General features: G+C 66.4%; 12 protein-coding genes. 10 read left to right on the top strand and 2 right to left on the bottom strand.

What is annotated here, in order from left to right; translation table 11 throughout:
- Positions 1 to 138: 138 nt before the first annotated feature.
- From rpe to GRI99_RS02130, 8 genes are all read left to right on the top strand, one after another.
- Positions 139 to 798 (top strand): ribulose-phosphate 3-epimerase, encoded by a 660-nt coding sequence (rpe, locus tag GRI99_RS02165; RefSeq protein WP_160770354.1) that lies wholly within the window; start codon positions 139 to 141, stop codon positions 796 to 798.
- Between the two features lies 1 nt (position 799).
- Entirely contained in the window at positions 800 to 2,749 is a 1,950-nt protein-coding gene (locus tag GRI99_RS02160; RefSeq protein WP_237438069.1) for a heparinase II/III family protein, read from the top strand.
- 10 nt (positions 2,750 to 2,759) lie between these two features.
- Positions 2,760 to 4,379 (top strand): bifunctional phosphoribosylaminoimidazolecarboxamide formyltransferase/IMP cyclohydrolase, encoded by a 1,620-nt coding sequence (gene purH, locus GRI99_RS02155; RefSeq protein ID WP_160770353.1) that lies wholly within the window; start codon positions 2,760 to 2,762, stop codon positions 4,377 to 4,379.
- Between the two features lie 217 nt (positions 4,380 to 4,596).
- Positions 4,597 to 5,268: a peptide-methionine (S)-S-oxide reductase MsrA gene (gene msrA / locus GRI99_RS02150; RefSeq protein WP_160770352.1), complete on the top strand. Its 672-nt coding sequence runs from the start codon at positions 4,597 to 4,599 to the stop codon at positions 5,266 to 5,268.
- 57 nt (positions 5,269 to 5,325) lie between these two features.
- Positions 5,326 to 5,802 (top strand): Fur family transcriptional regulator, encoded by a 477-nt coding sequence (locus GRI99_RS02145; protein ID WP_160770351.1) that lies wholly within the window; start codon positions 5,326 to 5,328, stop codon positions 5,800 to 5,802.
- Between the two features lie 74 nt (positions 5,803 to 5,876).
- On the top strand, positions 5,877 to 7,799 hold the full coding sequence (gene dxs / locus GRI99_RS02140) for a 1-deoxy-D-xylulose-5-phosphate synthase (RefSeq protein WP_160770350.1): 1,923 nt from the start codon (positions 5,877 to 5,879) through the stop codon (positions 7,797 to 7,799).
- Positions 7,796 to 8,197, top strand: coding sequence for a TonB family protein (locus tag GRI99_RS18955; RefSeq protein WP_160770349.1), 402 nt, complete (start codon positions 7,796 to 7,798; stop codon positions 8,195 to 8,197). Before dxs ends, GRI99_RS18955 begins: the two co-directional genes overlap by 4 nt.
- On the top strand, positions 8,194 to 8,991 hold the full coding sequence (locus GRI99_RS02130) for an alpha/beta hydrolase (RefSeq protein ID WP_160770348.1): 798 nt from the start codon (positions 8,194 to 8,196) through the stop codon (positions 8,989 to 8,991). Before GRI99_RS18955 ends, GRI99_RS02130 begins: the two co-directional genes overlap by 4 nt.
- Positions 8,992 to 9,236: 245 nt before the next feature.
- Here the strand turns inward: GRI99_RS02130 and GRI99_RS02125 are convergent, their stop codons facing one another.
- Positions 9,237 to 10,862, bottom strand: a complete 1,626-nt coding sequence (locus tag GRI99_RS02125; RefSeq protein ID WP_160770347.1) for a peptide MFS transporter — start codon at positions 10,860 to 10,862, stop codon at positions 9,237 to 9,239.
- Positions 10,863 to 11,032: 170 nt separating this feature from the next.
- Between GRI99_RS02125 and GRI99_RS02120 the strand changes: the two genes are divergently transcribed.
- On the top strand, positions 11,033 to 11,371 hold the full coding sequence (locus GRI99_RS02120; RefSeq protein ID WP_160770346.1) for a GntR family transcriptional regulator: 339 nt from the start codon (positions 11,033 to 11,035) through the stop codon (positions 11,369 to 11,371).
- A gap of 158 nt (positions 11,372 to 11,529) precedes the next feature.
- Entirely contained in the window at positions 11,530 to 11,817 is a 288-nt protein-coding gene (locus GRI99_RS02115) for an integration host factor subunit beta (RefSeq protein ID WP_160770345.1), read from the top strand.
- 114 nt (positions 11,818 to 11,931) lie between these two features.
- On the opposite strand, the gene GRI99_RS02110 is transcribed toward GRI99_RS02115, so the two are convergent.
- Positions 11,932 to 14,517, bottom strand: a complete 2,586-nt coding sequence (locus GRI99_RS02110; RefSeq protein ID WP_160770344.1) for a TonB-dependent receptor — start codon at positions 14,515 to 14,517, stop codon at positions 11,932 to 11,934.
- Positions 14,518 to 14,590 lie beyond the last annotated feature (73 nt).

Below are 14,590 nucleotides of genomic sequence, written 5' to 3'. Positions count from 1 at the left end.
CAGTGAATGCGACCTGAAGCGGGCGCTAACCCTGCGGCAATCCGGCCGCCCCACCCACTATAGGTAGTTTCCCCCTGTGCAAAATCGCCCCGGCTGCCTTGTTCCCCGAATCGCGCGCGCGTAGGGCCTCAAGGCACTATGGCGCGCCCCCTGATATCTCCCTCCATCCTTTCGGCCGACTTTGCCCGGCTGGGCGAGGAGGTGCGCGCCATCGATGCTGCCGGGGCAGACTGGATCCACGTGGACGTGATGGACGGCCACTTCGTGCCCAACCTCACCATCGGGCCCGGCGTGGTGAAAGCGCTGCGCCCCTACACCGACAAGCCGTTCGACGTGCACCTGATGTGCGCTCCGGTCGACCAGTGGATCGACCAGTTCGCCGCTGCTGGGGCTGACATCATCACCGTTCACCCCGAAGCTGGCCCGCATGTCCATCGCAGCGTGCAGACCATCAGGAACCTGGGCAAGAAGGCCGGGCTTTCGCTCAACCCCGGAACGCCGGCCAAGATGCTCGATTACCTCTACGAGGAGATCGACCTGGTGCTGGTGATGAGCGTCAATCCCGGCTTCGGCGGGCAGAGCTTCATCGCCAGCCAGTTGCGCAAGGTGGAGGCGATCCGCAGCACCATCGACAAGCGCGGGCTGGACGTGCTGGTGGAAGTGGATGGCGGCGTGAACGCGGAGACCGCGCGCCAGTGCATGGATGCCGGGGCCCACGTGCTGGTGGCCGGCAGCGCCACCTTTGCCGGTGGCCCCGATCGGTACGCCGCCAATATCCGGGCGCTGAAGGGCGAATAGGATGGACGACTTTTCCCGAACCCTGCAGGATAGCCGCGACGATAGCGAGCGTGACTATCAGGGCGAAGGACGCAGGCAACTGGCCATGCCGCTGGATGACGACAGGCAGGAGGAGCTGGTGCTCCCCACCCCGCGGCCAGCGCCTGCCCGGTCGCCCGCCCGGCCAGTCGAGCGCCCGGCCGGCGAACCGGCGCTGCCCACGGGCCGTGAACTGACCCTCAGTGACTTCAACCCGCCGGAAGTGAGCGCTGGCGAGCGGCTGATCCGCCTGGCCTATCGCTTCGGCGTGCCCGGCCACACGCTGGCCAGCCCGTTCAAGAAGCCGCTGCGCCCGCGCCTGCTGGCCACGGTGGAAAGCCCGCTTCCAGGTGACCGGGTGGCCGGCATGGCCCTGCGCGCAGGGCACTTCCTGGTCAACGGGGTCAAGGCCCCGCTGGCCCAGGTCGATTGCTCGCCGGTGGCCAAGTTGACCCCGCCGTTCGAGCGCACGGTGCACGGTTTCACCTGGCTGCGCGATCTTTCCACCAGCGGCACCGTGGGCCAGTGCGCCCCCACCGCCCAGCGCGTGCTGGCCCAGTGGGTGGAAGCGAACCCTTCGGCCAGGGGCGGCCCGCGCGGCATCAAAGGCGGCGCCTGGAAGGTCGAGAATGCCGGCCTTCGGCTGCTGGGCTGGCTGGTCCACGCCCCGCTGCTGCTGAGCGCGGACAAGGGCCAGCGTAACGCATTCCTTGATACCGTCAGCGAGACTGCCCGCTGGTTGGACCGGCACGTGGCCCGGGCTGACGACCGGCAGGGCGAGGTGACCGGCTGGTGTGCGATTGTGGCCGCCGGCCTGCTGCTGCCCGATGGCCAGCCGCGTCGCCTTTATGGCGAGGCGGGGCTGGTGCGCGCGCTGGGCGAACTGGTGGGCGATGATGGCGGCGTGCTGTCGCGCAGCCCGCTGGCGCAGATGGAAGCCATTGCCGCGCTGGTGGACCTCAACGCCTGCTATGCCGCCGTGCGGCGCGATCCGCCGCGCGCGCTGGGCACCATGCTGGGCCTGCTGGTGCCGCCGCTGCTGGCGCTGACCCATGCCGATGGCACGCTGGGCAACTGGCAGGGCGCCGGCGCCGTCTCGGCGAAGCGGATCGAGGCGCTGGTCAGGGCCAGCGGCGTGCGGGCCCGTCCCTTGCGGGATGCGCGCCAGTGGGGCTACCAGCGCGTGGCCGTCAGCGGCACCGGGCGGGGCACCGGGCACAAGGCCGTGCTGCAGGTGGATACCTCGCCGCCGCCGCTGGCCCGCCACGCGCGCAGTGGCTGCGCCAGCACGCTGGCCTTCGAATTCAGCCATGGCGACTATCGGCTGGTGACCAATTGCGGCGGCGCAGGCCTTGCCGGCGGGCAGGTACCGATGCGGATCGAGCAGGGCCTGCGCGCCACCGCTGCCCATTCCACGCTGGTGCTGGGCGATGCCAATTCCACCGCCGTGCTGATCAACGGCAAGCTGGGCACTGGCGTGGGCACGGTGGAAGTGGACCGCCGTACGATCGAGCTTGAACGGGGCGGCGGGGCCACCCGGATCGAGGCCAGCCACGATGGTTATGCCAGCCGCTTCGGCCTGGTCCATCGCCGCATCCTGATCCTGCGCGACGATGCCAGCGAACTGCGCGGCGAGGACCTGCTGGTTCCCAGCGGCCGCGGCGGCAAGCGCGGCAAGGTGCCCTATGCTATCCGCTTCCACCTGGGCCCGCAGGTAGCGGTGAAGCTGGCCGACAACGGCCGCAGCGCCAGCCTGGCCCTGCCCGACGGATCGTTCTGGCAGTTCCTCACCGGGGCCGAGAAGCTGGAAGTGGAGGAAAGCCTGTGGGTGGACGGCGAGGGCCGCGCCCATCCGGTGGAACAACTGGTGATCCAGGGCCTGGTATCGCGCGGCGGCGGCAATTTCGGCTGGCTGCTGAAGAGAATGGGGTAAGGCAAACACGATGAGCACGATGGCAATCAGGCGGGCACTCCTCTCGGTGTCCGACAAGAGCGGTATTGTCGAACTGGCGCAGGCGCTGGCCGCGCGCGGAGTGGAGCTGGTGTCCACCGGCGGCACAGCCAAGGCGATCCGCGATGCCGGCCTGCCGGTGAAGGACGTGGCCGACCTGACCGGTTTCCCCGAGATGATGGACGGGCGGGTGAAGACGCTGCATCCGGTGGTTCACGGCGGCCTGCTGGCGGTGCGTGACGATGCCGCGCATGTCGCCAGCATGGAGGAGCACGGGATCGGGCCGATCGACCTGCTGGTGATCAACCTCTACCCGTTCGAGTCGACCGTGGCCAAGGGTGCCGCGCGTGACGAAGTGGTGGAGAACATCGACATCGGCGGCCCGGCCATGGTCCGCTCCAGCGCCAAGAACCACGCCTTCGTTACCGTGCTGACCGATCCGGCGGACTATCCCGAACTATTGGCCCAGCTTGACGCCGACGGCGGCACCAGCGCCGCCTTCCGCATCCGCATGGCGGGCAAGGCCTATGCCCTGACCGCAGCCTATGACGCGGCGATTGCCAGCTGGTTCGCCTTTGCCGATGCCTTCGGCAACCCGCTGGGGCCGGATGCACTCAAGGCCACGCCCTTTCCCGCCACCCTGCCGCTGGCTTTCGCCCGCAAGGACGAGTTGCGTTATGGCGAGAACCCGCACCAGTCGGCGGCGGTCTATGTTCCGCGTGGCCCAGCCACACCGGGCATTCCGCAGGCCCGCCAGTTGCAGGGCAAGGAGCTGAGCTACAACAACTACAACGATGCCGATGCCGCGCTTGAGCTGATCGCCGAGTTTGCTGAAAGCGATCCGGCGGTGGCGATCATCAAGCACGCCAATCCGTGCGGCGTGGCGCAGGCCTCCACCCTGCTGGCGGCCTATGAAGCGGCCTTCGATTGCGACCGCACATCGGCCTTCGGCGGCATCGTGGCCACCAACCGGCCGCTGGATGCGGAAACCGCGCGGGCGATCACCGGCATCTTCACCGAAGTGGTCATCGCCCCGGGTGCCGACGAGGAAGCGCAGGCGATCTTTGCCGCCAAGAAGAACCTGCGCCTGCTGCTGGTCGACAGCCTGCCGCGCGCCAACCGGCCTGGCCTGCAACTGAAGACCATCGCCGGCGGCCTGCTGGTGCAATCGCGCGACAACGGCACCATTTCCGCCGCCGACCTGAAGGTGGTGACGAAGCGCGCCCCGACCGAGCGCGAGCTGGCCGATTGCCTGTTCGCCTGGACCGTGGCCAAGCACGTGAAATCCAACGCCATCGTCTATGCCAAGGACGGGGTGACGGCAGGCATCGGCGCAGGCCAGATGAACCGGCGCGATTCGTCGCGCATCGCCGCCATCCGTGCGGCGGAATCTGCCGAAGTTGCCGGCTGGCCGGCATCGCGCACCGTGGGCAGCGCGGTGGCATCGGATGCGTTCTTCCCCTTCCCCGATGGTCTGCTGGCTGCGGCGGAAGCCGGGGCGACCGCGGTGATCCAGCCTGGTGGCGCCATGAACGATGCCGACGTAATCGCCGCGGCGGACGAGGCGGGCCTGGCCATGGTGTTCACCGGGATGCGCCATTTTCGGCACTGATTTGCGCCCAGCCGAGGCGGGTGAACGGCGAAAATCGCGATGTTCAGTAGGCGGCAAGAACTGGCCGGCTAGGGATGTGTCCAAGACATCCTTGCCAAGAGAAACGCGTCATGGGACTTTTCACCTCTGAACTTTACCGTTCTTTCCTTGCCGGCTTCGGTGTAACTGCCGTTGTCATGGCGGCCACGATGCTGCCCCACTTGGGAGGATAACCGCAATGAAGCTGAAGGCTGCACTTGCTGCCGGCGTTCTGGCCCTGGTCGCCGTAACCGCCGTGCCGAGTTCTGCCGAAGGCACATTCAACGCTCCTGTCGCCACCCGCCAGGCGGATGAGAGCGGCCGGCAGACCGCGATTTTCGCCGGGGGCTGCTTCTGGGGGATCGAGGGCATCTTCTCGCACACCCGCGGCGTGACCAGCGTGGTTTCCGGCTATCACGGTGGCAGCGAGGAAACGGCCCGCTATCGCGCCGTGTCGGCCGGCGGCACTGGCCATGCCGAGGTGGTTCGCGTGACCTATGATCCCGCCGTCGTCCGTTATGACCAGTTGCTGCAGATCCTGTTCTCGGTGGGGGCCGATCCCACCCAGCTCAACCGACAGGGCCCTGACCGCGGCACTCAGTACCGCAACGCCATCATCCCGGTGACGCAGGAACAGCGCGCCGTGGCCACCGCCTATGTCGCACAGATGCGCCGTTCGCGCGTGTGGGACGATCCCATCGCCACCACGATCGAACCCTACGTGCGGTTCTATCCGGCGGAGGAGTATCACCAGGACTTCATGCTGAAGAACCCGGACAACCCCTATATCGTGCGCTGGGACGCGCCCAAGGTGGCGGCATTGCGGACCATGTTCCCGCGCCTGTGGCAGTCCACCTTCCGCCGGGGTTGATCGGGGGCTAGGCGGACCGGATTTGCCCCGGCGCGCCAGGCATCCTATATCCCCGGCATGAGTGCGTATAACCATCACGAACACACCCACCGCGAGCATGAGGGCGAGCCCCTGATCGCGGAAGCCGAGCGGGTGCTGGTCAAGGCCGGCGAACAGTGGACGCAGATGCGCGCCGACGTGTTCGAGGCGCTGTCCGCGCAGGACCGGCCTGCCAGCGCCTATGACATCGCCGAATCCGTGGGCCAGGCGCGCGGGCGGCGGGTGGCGGCCAACAGCGTCTATCGCATCCTTGACCTGTTCGTGCGCACCAACCTCGCCAACCGCATCGAGAGCGCCAACGCCTATATTGCCAACAGCCACCCCGGCTGCCTGCACGATTGCATCTTCTTGATCTGCGACGATTGCGGCCAGGCCAGCCACCTGGACGATGATGCGCTGACCGGCGCCCTGCGCGCCGCGGGCGAGAAGGCCGGTTTTGCCGCTGTGCGTCCGGTGGTGGAACTGCGCGGCCTGTGCCCGGATTGCCGGGGCTGAGCGCGCGAACAACTCCTGCAAATGGACCAAAGCCCTTCATCGACAGCGGGTTCCCCGCATTGTAGGAAGGCCGGATGACTTCGCGCCCCGCAACGCCGCTCCTCGACACGGTCGATACTCCGCACGACCTGCGCCGCCTGCAGCCCGCGCAACTGCGCCAGCTGGCCGACGAGCTGCGGACCGAGATGATCGATGCCGTGGGCACCACCGGCGGGCACCTGGGTTCGGGCCTGGGCGTGGTCGAGCTGACTGTGGCGATCCACTATGTGTTCGATACGCCTACCGACCGGCTGATCTGGGACGTGGGCCACCAGGCCTATCCGCACAAGATCATCACCGGGCGGCGTGACCGGATCCGCACCCTGCGCCAGGGCGGCGGCCTCAGCGGCTTCACCAAGCGCAGCGAGAGCGAGTACGATCCGTTCGGCGCGGCGCACTCCTCCACCTCGATCAGCGCGGGGCTGGGCTTTGCCATTGCCAACAAGCTGAACGGTGTGCCCGGCAAGGCCATTGCCGTGATCGGTGACGGCGCGATGAGCGCGGGCATGGCCTACGAGGCGATGAACAATGCCGAAGCCGCCGGCAACCGCCTGGTGGTGATCCTGAACGACAACGACATGTCGATTGCCCCGCCGGTGGGTGGCCTGTCGGGCTACCTGGCGCGGCTCGTGTCCTCGGGCCAGTTCCTGGGCCTGCGCGAACTGGCCAAGCGGTTTGCCCGCAAGCTGCCCGCCCCGCTGCACCGCGCCGCCAAGAAGACCGACGAATTCGCCCGCGGCATGGCCATGGGCGGCACACTGTTCGAGGAGCTGGGCTTCTACTACGTCGGCCCGATTGACGGGCATGACCTGGACCAGCTTGTTCCCGTGTTGGAAAACGTGCGCGATGCGGCTGAAGGCCCGTGCCTGATCCACGTGGTGACGCAGAAGGGCAAGGGCTACTCCTACGCCGAAGCTGCGGCCGACAAGTACCACGGGGTGCAGAAGTTCGACGTGATCACCGGCGAGCAGAAGAAGCCCGCCGCCGGTCCGCCCGCGTACCAGAACGTGTTCGGCGATACGCTGGCCAGACTGGCGGAAAGCGATCCGAAGATCTGCGCCATCACCGCCGCCATGCCCAGCGGCACGGGTGTGGACCGTTTCGCCAAGGCCCACCCCACCCGCGCGTTTGACGTAGGGATTGCCGAGCAGCACGCCGTAACCTTCGCCGCAGGCCTTGCCGCGCAGGGGATGCGCCCGTTCTGCGCGATCTATTCCACCTTCCTGCAGCGCGCCTATGACCAGATCGTGCACGACGTGGCGATCCAGAACCTGCCGGTGCGCTTCGCCATCGACCGCGCCGGGCTGGTGGGAGCCGACGGCGCCACCCACGCGGGCAGCTTCGATATCACCTACCTCGCCAGCCTGCCGAACATGGTCGTCATGGCCCCGGCGGACGAGGGCGAGCTGGTCCACATGACCTATACCGCCGCGTGCCACGACAGCGGCCCCATCGCCTTCCGCTATCCGCGCGGCAACGGCGTGGGCGTGCCCCTGCCCGAACAGCCGCTGGCCCTGCCCATCGGCAAGGGTCGGGTGGTGCGTGAAGGCAGCAAGGTGGCAATCCTCTCGCTTGGCACCCGCCTGGCCGAGGCGCTGAAGGCCGCCGATGCGCTCGATGCCAAGGGCCTCCCCACCACCGTGGCCGACCTGCGCTTCGTCAAGCCGCTGGATGCCGAACTGATCCGCAAGCTGGCGACCACCCACGAAGTGGTGGTGACGCTGGAGGAAGGCAGCGTGGGCGGCCTGGGCGCCCACGTGCTGACGCTGGCGAGCGACGAAGGGCTGGTGGATGCCGGCCTGAAAATCCGCACCCTGCGACTGCCCGACCTGTTCCAGGACCACGACACGCCGGACAAGCAGTACGAAGCGGCCGGCCTGACCGCGCCGCATATCGTGGAAACGGTGCTGAGCGCGCTGCGGCATAATTCGGCGGGGGTCGAGGAAGCGCGGGCGTGAGGCCGATCGCGCTGGCCGCATTTGCTGCGGTGGCGCTGGCCGGCTCTGCGCAAGCCCACGAGGTTAAGTGTGGCGACAAGGCTGGCGGCCTGTGTCATCGCTGGTCGCGCAATTTCGTTGGCGGACCTGTCGATTCCGGAATGCCGGACCGGCAAGGGACGGTCACGGTTGACCTTGCCATTGATCCGACGGGCCACGTTGCAGCCTGCACTGTCGCGCAATCAAGCGGCAACCCGGCGCTGGACCGCGAAACCTGCGAGCAAATGCAGGCCTACGCGCATTATCGCCCAGCCCTCGATGATGCAGGCATGCCAACCGAAGACAGTGACACGATCACCGTGGAGTGGGTGTTTCATCTCCACGAGCCCGGGCAGGTGCTGACCGGTCCCACGATATGATCCGCAAGCTCGCCCTCGGCATCACCTCTGCCGCTTCGCTCGGCTTCGTGGGCGTCACCGGGCTGCTCTACACCTACCAGCGTGACCTGATCTATCCGGTGCCGGAGGTGGACCGCAGCGTGCCCGCCGGGTTCCAGCGCATCAGCTACACCACCGAAGATGGGCTGACGCTCAGCTCCGGCTATCGCCCTGCCCGCCCCGGCATGCCCACGCTGCTTTTCTTCCACGGCAATTCCATCGACTGGCAATCCGCGCAGCACACCACCGAGCTGGCCGTGGCGCGGGGCTATGGCGTGCTGGCGGCGGAGTATCGCGGCTATGGCGGCAATCCGGGCAGTCCCAGCGAGGCGGGGCTCTATGCCGATGGCCGCGCGGCATTCGCCTGGCTGCTGGCGCAGGGCATACCGGCGCAGCAGATCGTGCTGGTGGGCAATTCGCTCGGTTCGGGCGTGGCGACCGAACTGGCTGCCACCGCCCGCGCCCGCGCGTTGATCCTGATTTCACCGTTCATGAGCATGACCGCCACGGCAGCCAACAAGTATCCCTTCGCGCCAGTAGACTCGCTGCTGGCGGACCGGTTCGAGAACGTGGCCAAGATCGGCCGCGTGGCCATGCCGGTGCTGGTGGTCCATGGGGCGGATGACGGCTTGATCCCGCTGGACCATGCCCGGCAACTGGCGGCGGCTAACCCGGCGGCGCAACTGGTGGTGCTGCCCGGCCAGGGCCACAACATGGCCGGCAAGGCCGAAGCGCAGGTGCCGCAACTGGCCTTCCTCGCCGCGCTGGAGCGCTGAGCCGGGCGGCTTTAGATAGGGCTGTCCTACAAGGCGCGCGCTGGTGCAGCACAGGCGCCATGATGACCCTGCCCCCTCACCGATCCCGGCGTTCTGCCGCCTCGCGGAACACCGTGTGCGTGGAAGGTCACACCCTGGTGGCGGGTTGGCGGCCGAAAATCGCCGCACGCCAGTCACTTGCCGCGAAAGTCACAGGCAACACAAAGGCCGTTCCGCGTTCCACATTGCCCGTGGCCTGGCCGCGATCAGGCCTTCGCTTCGGGATGGATCCCGGCGGCGGCCGGTTCGGCCAGCTCGTCACGGCCCGCCAGGTTGCCGTCGGTCCGGTCCTCCAGCGTGTCGAGGTGCATCCAGCGCTTCACGATCGGGCTGACCAGCAGCACCAGCACGGCGGCGCCGATGGCGATCCAGCCGAACAGCTCGTAAATGTCGAGCAGCGCAGTCTTGCTCATCGCGCCGTCATGTCCGCCGGTCGCCTCGCCGATCAGGCCGGCCACGAAGTTGCCCACGGCGGTCATGTAGAACCAGGCGCCCATGATCAGGCTGGCCAGGTGGACCGGGGCGAGGCGATTCATGGCCGAGAGGCCCACGGGCGACAGGCACAGCTCGCCGGTGGTGGCGAACAGGTAGTAGAGGAAGACGAAGATCACCGGCGTCATCGCCGCCACGCCGAAAGCCTCGGCACCCCAGACCAGCACCAGGTTGGCCAGGCCCATCTGCGCCAGCGCCAGGCCGAACTTGGCCGGTGCGCTGGGCTCCTTGCCCTTCTGGCCCAGCCACACCCACAGGCTGGCGAACAGCGGGGCCAGCAGGATGATGTAGATCGGGTTGATCGACTGGAAGATGCTGGCGGGAACACCGGACCGGTCAACAAAGCGGTCGGTAAACAGGTTCATCGATCCGCCGGCCTGCTCGAACAGGCCCCAGAACAGCGGGTTCAGGCTGATCAGGAACAGGATGGCGAACATGCGTTCGCGAGGTTCCTTGGGCAGCTTGAAGCTTTCGTAAAGCACATAGCCCAGCAGGGCCACGCCGCTGACCGCCAGCAGGGTCTGGATCACGTCCTGGTACTGGACCAGCGCCCAGATGACAGCGACGGAGGCGAGGCCGACGCCATAGAGCAGCATCTCCTTGCTCTTCGCCAGCGGGGCAGGCGCTTCGCCCGCGCCCAGCAGAGCGCCCTTGCCCAGCACAAACACGATCAGGCCGGCCAGCATGCCGATGCCGGCCAGGCCGAAGCCCCAGCCCCAGCCGATCGTCTGGCCCAGGTAGCCGACCATGATCGTGCCGATGGCGGCGCCCACGTTGATGCCCATGTAGAAGATCGTATAGGCCCCGTCGCGGCGCACGTCGGTCAGCTTGTAGAGCTGGCCCACCATCACGCTGATGTTGGCTTTCAGGAAGCCGGAGCCGACGATGATGAAGGCCAGCGCCCCCCAGAACACGTTGATCGTGGGATCGCTCTGCCCGCCGGTGCCTTCCACCGCCATCAGGCTGTGGCCCGCCGCCAGCAGCAGGCCGCCGAACAGCACCGCCTTGCGCTGGCCCAGGTAGCGGTCGGCCAGGTAGCCGCCCAGGACCGGAGTGATGTAGACCAGGCTGGTGTAGGCGCCGTAGATCAGGTTCGACTTGGCGTCCGAGAACAGCCAGTGCTGGGTGAGGTAGAAGATCAGGATCGCGCGCATGCCGTAGTAGGAGAAGCGCTCCCACATTTCGGCGAAGAACAGCATGTACAGGCCCTTGGGGTGGCCGGCGAACTCGGGCTCCTTCTGCACCGCGATCCGGGCACCCACGGCCAGGAACGCCGCCAGCACAACCACCGCGATCGCGGCGATCCAGTCACCTTCCTGCCACAGCGCCACGTCCTTCATCCGCGATCCCTCATGTCTTATGGTGCCCTTGTGTGCGGGGCCAAAGCGCGCACCCTAGCGGCTGGCGGCATATTGTGAAGCCAATAGTTGCAATGGAAACTGGCCCCGCGCGAGGCTGGCGGGGGCCGTCGCGCTTGACCCGCCCCGCTGTATTATGGCACTGCATCACCATGAGCGAGAGCAAACCGGTCTACCTGCGCCTGCGCGACATCATCGCTGCGGCGATCATCTCGGGCGACTATGCCGAAGGGGCCATGCTGCCATCGGTGCGGGCCCTCGCGGCGGAGCAGGGGGCCAATCCGCTCACCGTGGCGAAGGCCTACCAGCAGTTCCAGATCGACGGGCTGATCCGGGTGCAGCGCGGCGTCGGCATGTTTGTGCGCGAAGGCGCGGCGGAGCGGTTGCGCCAGGCGGAACGGGCGGCTTTCCTGCGCGAGGAATGGCCGGCGTTCCGGCGGCGGATGGCGCAGCTCGGAATTTCGCTGGCTGACCTGGGGGCAGATGCCTGACATCCGCAGGATTTTTCCTTAGTTGTAAGAACTCGACAATTGCGCCCCGCCCGGGAACCTGCCATTAATGGTAGCGAAAGGTGCAGGCCAAGGGTCGCAGGCGGGCACCCCCTTTTCTACTCATGGATCCGGCTTGGGCCGGGCCTGAAGGGGCGGCAATGATAAGATCCGAACTGCTGCAAATGCTGGCTGCCGATAATCCGGACCTGCGGGCCGAAGAGATCGAGCAGGTTGTCGACATCTTCTTTGACGAGATTTCCGCGCGCCTGGCCGAAGGTGGCCGGGTGGAACTGCGCGGCTTCGGCACATTCTCCACCCGCCAGCGCGAGGCACGCAATGGTCGTAACCCGCGCACCGGCGCAGCGGTACCCGTGCCGGCCAAGCGCGTGCCCTACTTCAAGCCGGGCAAGGAAATGCGCGAGCGGTTGAACGCCGACGGCGAATAAATCCGGTTTCAGGGACGGAAAAAGCAGGAAGGGCGCGGATCGTGTGATCCGCGCCCTTCCTGTTTGTCCGTCTGGTGTTGAGCCCCCGCCCGTGACGGCGGGGGCTGCATCAGATCAGAAGCGGCGGGTGACCGATGCCGACCAGGTCCGCGGCATGCCCGGCTGGCCGGTGACAAGACCCAGCGAAGCGGTCACGTCGCTGATAGTCTGGAAGTAGTAGCGGTCAAAGATGTTCTGCACTTCCAGCGCTACCGTCCAGTCGTCTTCCCCGGTGGTGTAGGCCACACGACCGTTGGCAATGAAATAACCGCCGATCCGGCTCCACTCGGTGTTGAAGGTTTCGGTGAAGATTTCCGACCGATAAGAACCGTCCAGACGAGTGCTGATCGTGCCCGAGCCGATATCGTAATCGTACTGTGCGCCGATATTCCACGTCCATTCAGGCGTGTACGGGGTCACTTCGTTACCCGTCAGGCCAGCGGCCCGCACTGATGCCGGATCGTAGTCGAAATCGATGTAGCTCAGGCCACCATCGAACGACAGGCCATCAGCCGGATAGGCTTCCATTTCGAGCTCGAAACCCTTCACCTTGGCCGAACCGACGTTGCGCGGCTGGAGGCACGGCGACGACGGACAGGCGGACAGCTGAAGGATGATGTTTGAGTAATCGTTGTAGAAAACCGCACCGTTCAGACGCAGGGTGCGATCAAGGATGTCGGCCTTGAAGCCAGCCTCGTACGTGATGATCGTTTCCGGATCGAACGCGCGCAGCTGGTTACACGGTGCCGGAGCGACGTAACCCGGTGCGTTGCAGTCGCCGGCCGAGGGACCGAAGAAAGGACGCGGGTTCACGCCGCCACCCTTGAACCCGGTCGAGACCGAGACGTAGGTCAGCAGCTCGTCCGAGAACCGGTAGTCGGCCGAAAGACGCCAGTCGACCCGGTCGCCGCGGAAATCGTCCGAGATGCCGAACAGGCCGGTCAACAGGCAGTTCGGCGTGTTGCCAATACCTGTCGGGCCCGCCGTGGGGGCGCCAAGAAAGAATTCGCAAGCGGGAACGCCAGGGATGAACAGGTTGGTGGCTTCGCGGAAAGGAACCGTGCCATCCGGGTTGGACCGGAAGTACGTGTAAATCTTCTTGTCCTTAGAGTACCGGATGCCGCCCGTGATGCTGAGAGCATCGGTCGGGCGAAGGGTGGCCGTACCGAACACCGCCTTCGTCGTGCTCGGCGTGGTGTCCGGGCCGTGAATGAAGTCGATACCGGCATAGTTCAGGTCCACGCGCGCGGTGTATTCGCCCGCCTGGTCCAGGTAGAACCCTCCCACGGTGCCTTCCACAAGACCATCGGCCAGCTCAAAGTTCAACCGCAGTTCCTGGCTCCACGCGTGGTGGTTGAGCTGGTTGTCCAGCTGGGCGATCGGAATCGGCGAGGCGTCCTGATCTTCGCCCCAGTTCGACTGGTACTGGCGGTACGACGCGATCCAGACGGCCTGCAGGTCGTCGGACAGATCGTAGGTGATGTTGCTGTGGAAGCCCCAGCCCACCAGTTCGCTGATCGGCAGTGCGGCATAGGGTTTGTACGGTGCCTGCTGGGTGGGCTGGCGGGCATCAAGGAAATTGGCGTAGTTGATGAAGCGCCGATCACCATAATTGCCGGTCAGCGTATCACAGCTGTATGGACCCGCAGCCACAAAGGCGCAGGTACCGGGAACCGCCTGGCCGTTCTTGCCGACCAGCCAAGGCAGGGCTGGCGGCGGGCCGGCAGGCGGCAGGGCTCCTGCGCTGGAGGCGGGGTTGCTGGAGAACGGGTTGAAGGTGGCGGCGGGCGAGGGAGCGCCCATGGCGATCAGGACCTGCGGGCCTGCCTCACCCTTATCGGACGAGTAGTCACCCGAGACGTTCACTTCCAGGCGATCGTTCGGAACCCAGCGCAGGGCCAGACGGCCGGCAACCATCGTGCCACCGCCAAGCGTCTGGTTGTCGGGGTTGCCGCGGCCGCGCGCGTTGTTGGCCGGCACGTTCGAGGTGGGGTGGGTCAGACCGTAGTCCACCAGGCGGACATAGCCATCGCGGCTGCTGCCCACGCCCGAGATGCGGGCAAACAGGTTATCCGTCACTTCGAAATCCGCCATGCCGCGCATTTCGATCCGGTTGAACGAACCGTAGGTCAGGCGCAGCGAGCCGTCGCCATCGCCGTTCGGGCGGGCGCTGAACAGCTTGATCGAGCCGCCGATGGAGTTCTTGCCCGCGAGGGTGCCCTGCGGGCCGCGAAGGATCTCGATACGGTCGAGGTCGATCAGTTCGAGCAGAGAGCTGGACAGGGTGGGAATGTAGACGTCGTCCACATAAACACCCACGCCGGGATCGAGTGCGTAGTTGAAGTCAACTTGGCCTACGCCGCGGATGAAGGCGATCAGGCCGTTGCCGCCACCTTGAGGCTGGGCCTTCAGCGTTACGTTGGGAGCCTGAGCGGCAACTTGCGAAATGTCGGTCTGGCCGCGCGCTTCCAGCATCTCGGCATTGACCGCCGTGATCGCGATCGGCGTATCCTGCAGGTTGGCTTCGCGGAATTCCGCAGTCACCACGATGGTATTGGTGCGGTTGTCGTCAGAGTCACTGGCATCCTGCGCATAGGCCGGAACGGCCATGCTGGCCATGATAGCAAGTGACGATGTGACGCTGAGCGTCTTGAACTTCATCAGGTTTCCTCCCCAGCAAGGCCGTTGCCAACCCTGCGTTTGTGTTGCTCGACCCCGGTTGCGCCACTCTTGC

This window comes from Alteraurantiacibacter buctensis (genome assembly GCF_009827655.1).
Taxonomy (GTDB): Bacteria; Pseudomonadota; Alphaproteobacteria; order Sphingomonadales; family Sphingomonadaceae; genus Alteraurantiacibacter; species Alteraurantiacibacter buctensis.
The sequence above is the reverse complement of the archived record's forward strand: the minus strand, read 5'-3'. Positions and strand labels throughout refer to the sequence as shown.

Coding starts and splice junctions, on each gene's coding strand:
- rpe (WP_160770354.1), top strand. CDS start 139: ATGGCGCGCCCCCTGATATCTCCCTCCATCCTTTCGGCCGACTTTGCC.
- GRI99_RS02160 (WP_237438069.1), top strand. CDS start 800: ATGGACGACTTTTCCCGAACCCTGCAGGATAGCCGCGACGATAGCGAG.
- purH (WP_160770353.1), top strand. CDS start 2,760: ATGAGCACGATGGCAATCAGGCGGGCACTCCTCTCGGTGTCCGACAAG.
- msrA (WP_160770352.1), top strand. CDS start 4,597: ATGAAGCTGAAGGCTGCACTTGCTGCCGGCGTTCTGGCCCTGGTCGCC.
- GRI99_RS02145 (WP_160770351.1), top strand. CDS start 5,326: ATGAGTGCGTATAACCATCACGAACACACCCACCGCGAGCATGAGGGC.
- dxs (WP_160770350.1), top strand. CDS start 5,877: ATGACTTCGCGCCCCGCAACGCCGCTCCTCGACACGGTCGATACTCCG.
- GRI99_RS02130 (WP_160770348.1), top strand. CDS start 8,194: ATGATCCGCAAGCTCGCCCTCGGCATCACCTCTGCCGCTTCGCTCGGC.
- GRI99_RS02125 (WP_160770347.1), bottom strand. CDS start 10,862: ATGAAGGACGTGGCGCTGTGGCAGGAAGGTGACTGGATCGCCGCGATC.
- GRI99_RS02120 (WP_160770346.1), top strand. CDS start 11,033: ATGAGCGAGAGCAAACCGGTCTACCTGCGCCTGCGCGACATCATCGCT.
- GRI99_RS02115 (WP_160770345.1), top strand. CDS start 11,530: ATGATAAGATCCGAACTGCTGCAAATGCTGGCTGCCGATAATCCGGAC.
- GRI99_RS02110 (WP_160770344.1), bottom strand. CDS start 14,517: ATGAAGTTCAAGACGCTCAGCGTCACATCGTCACTTGCTATCATGGCC.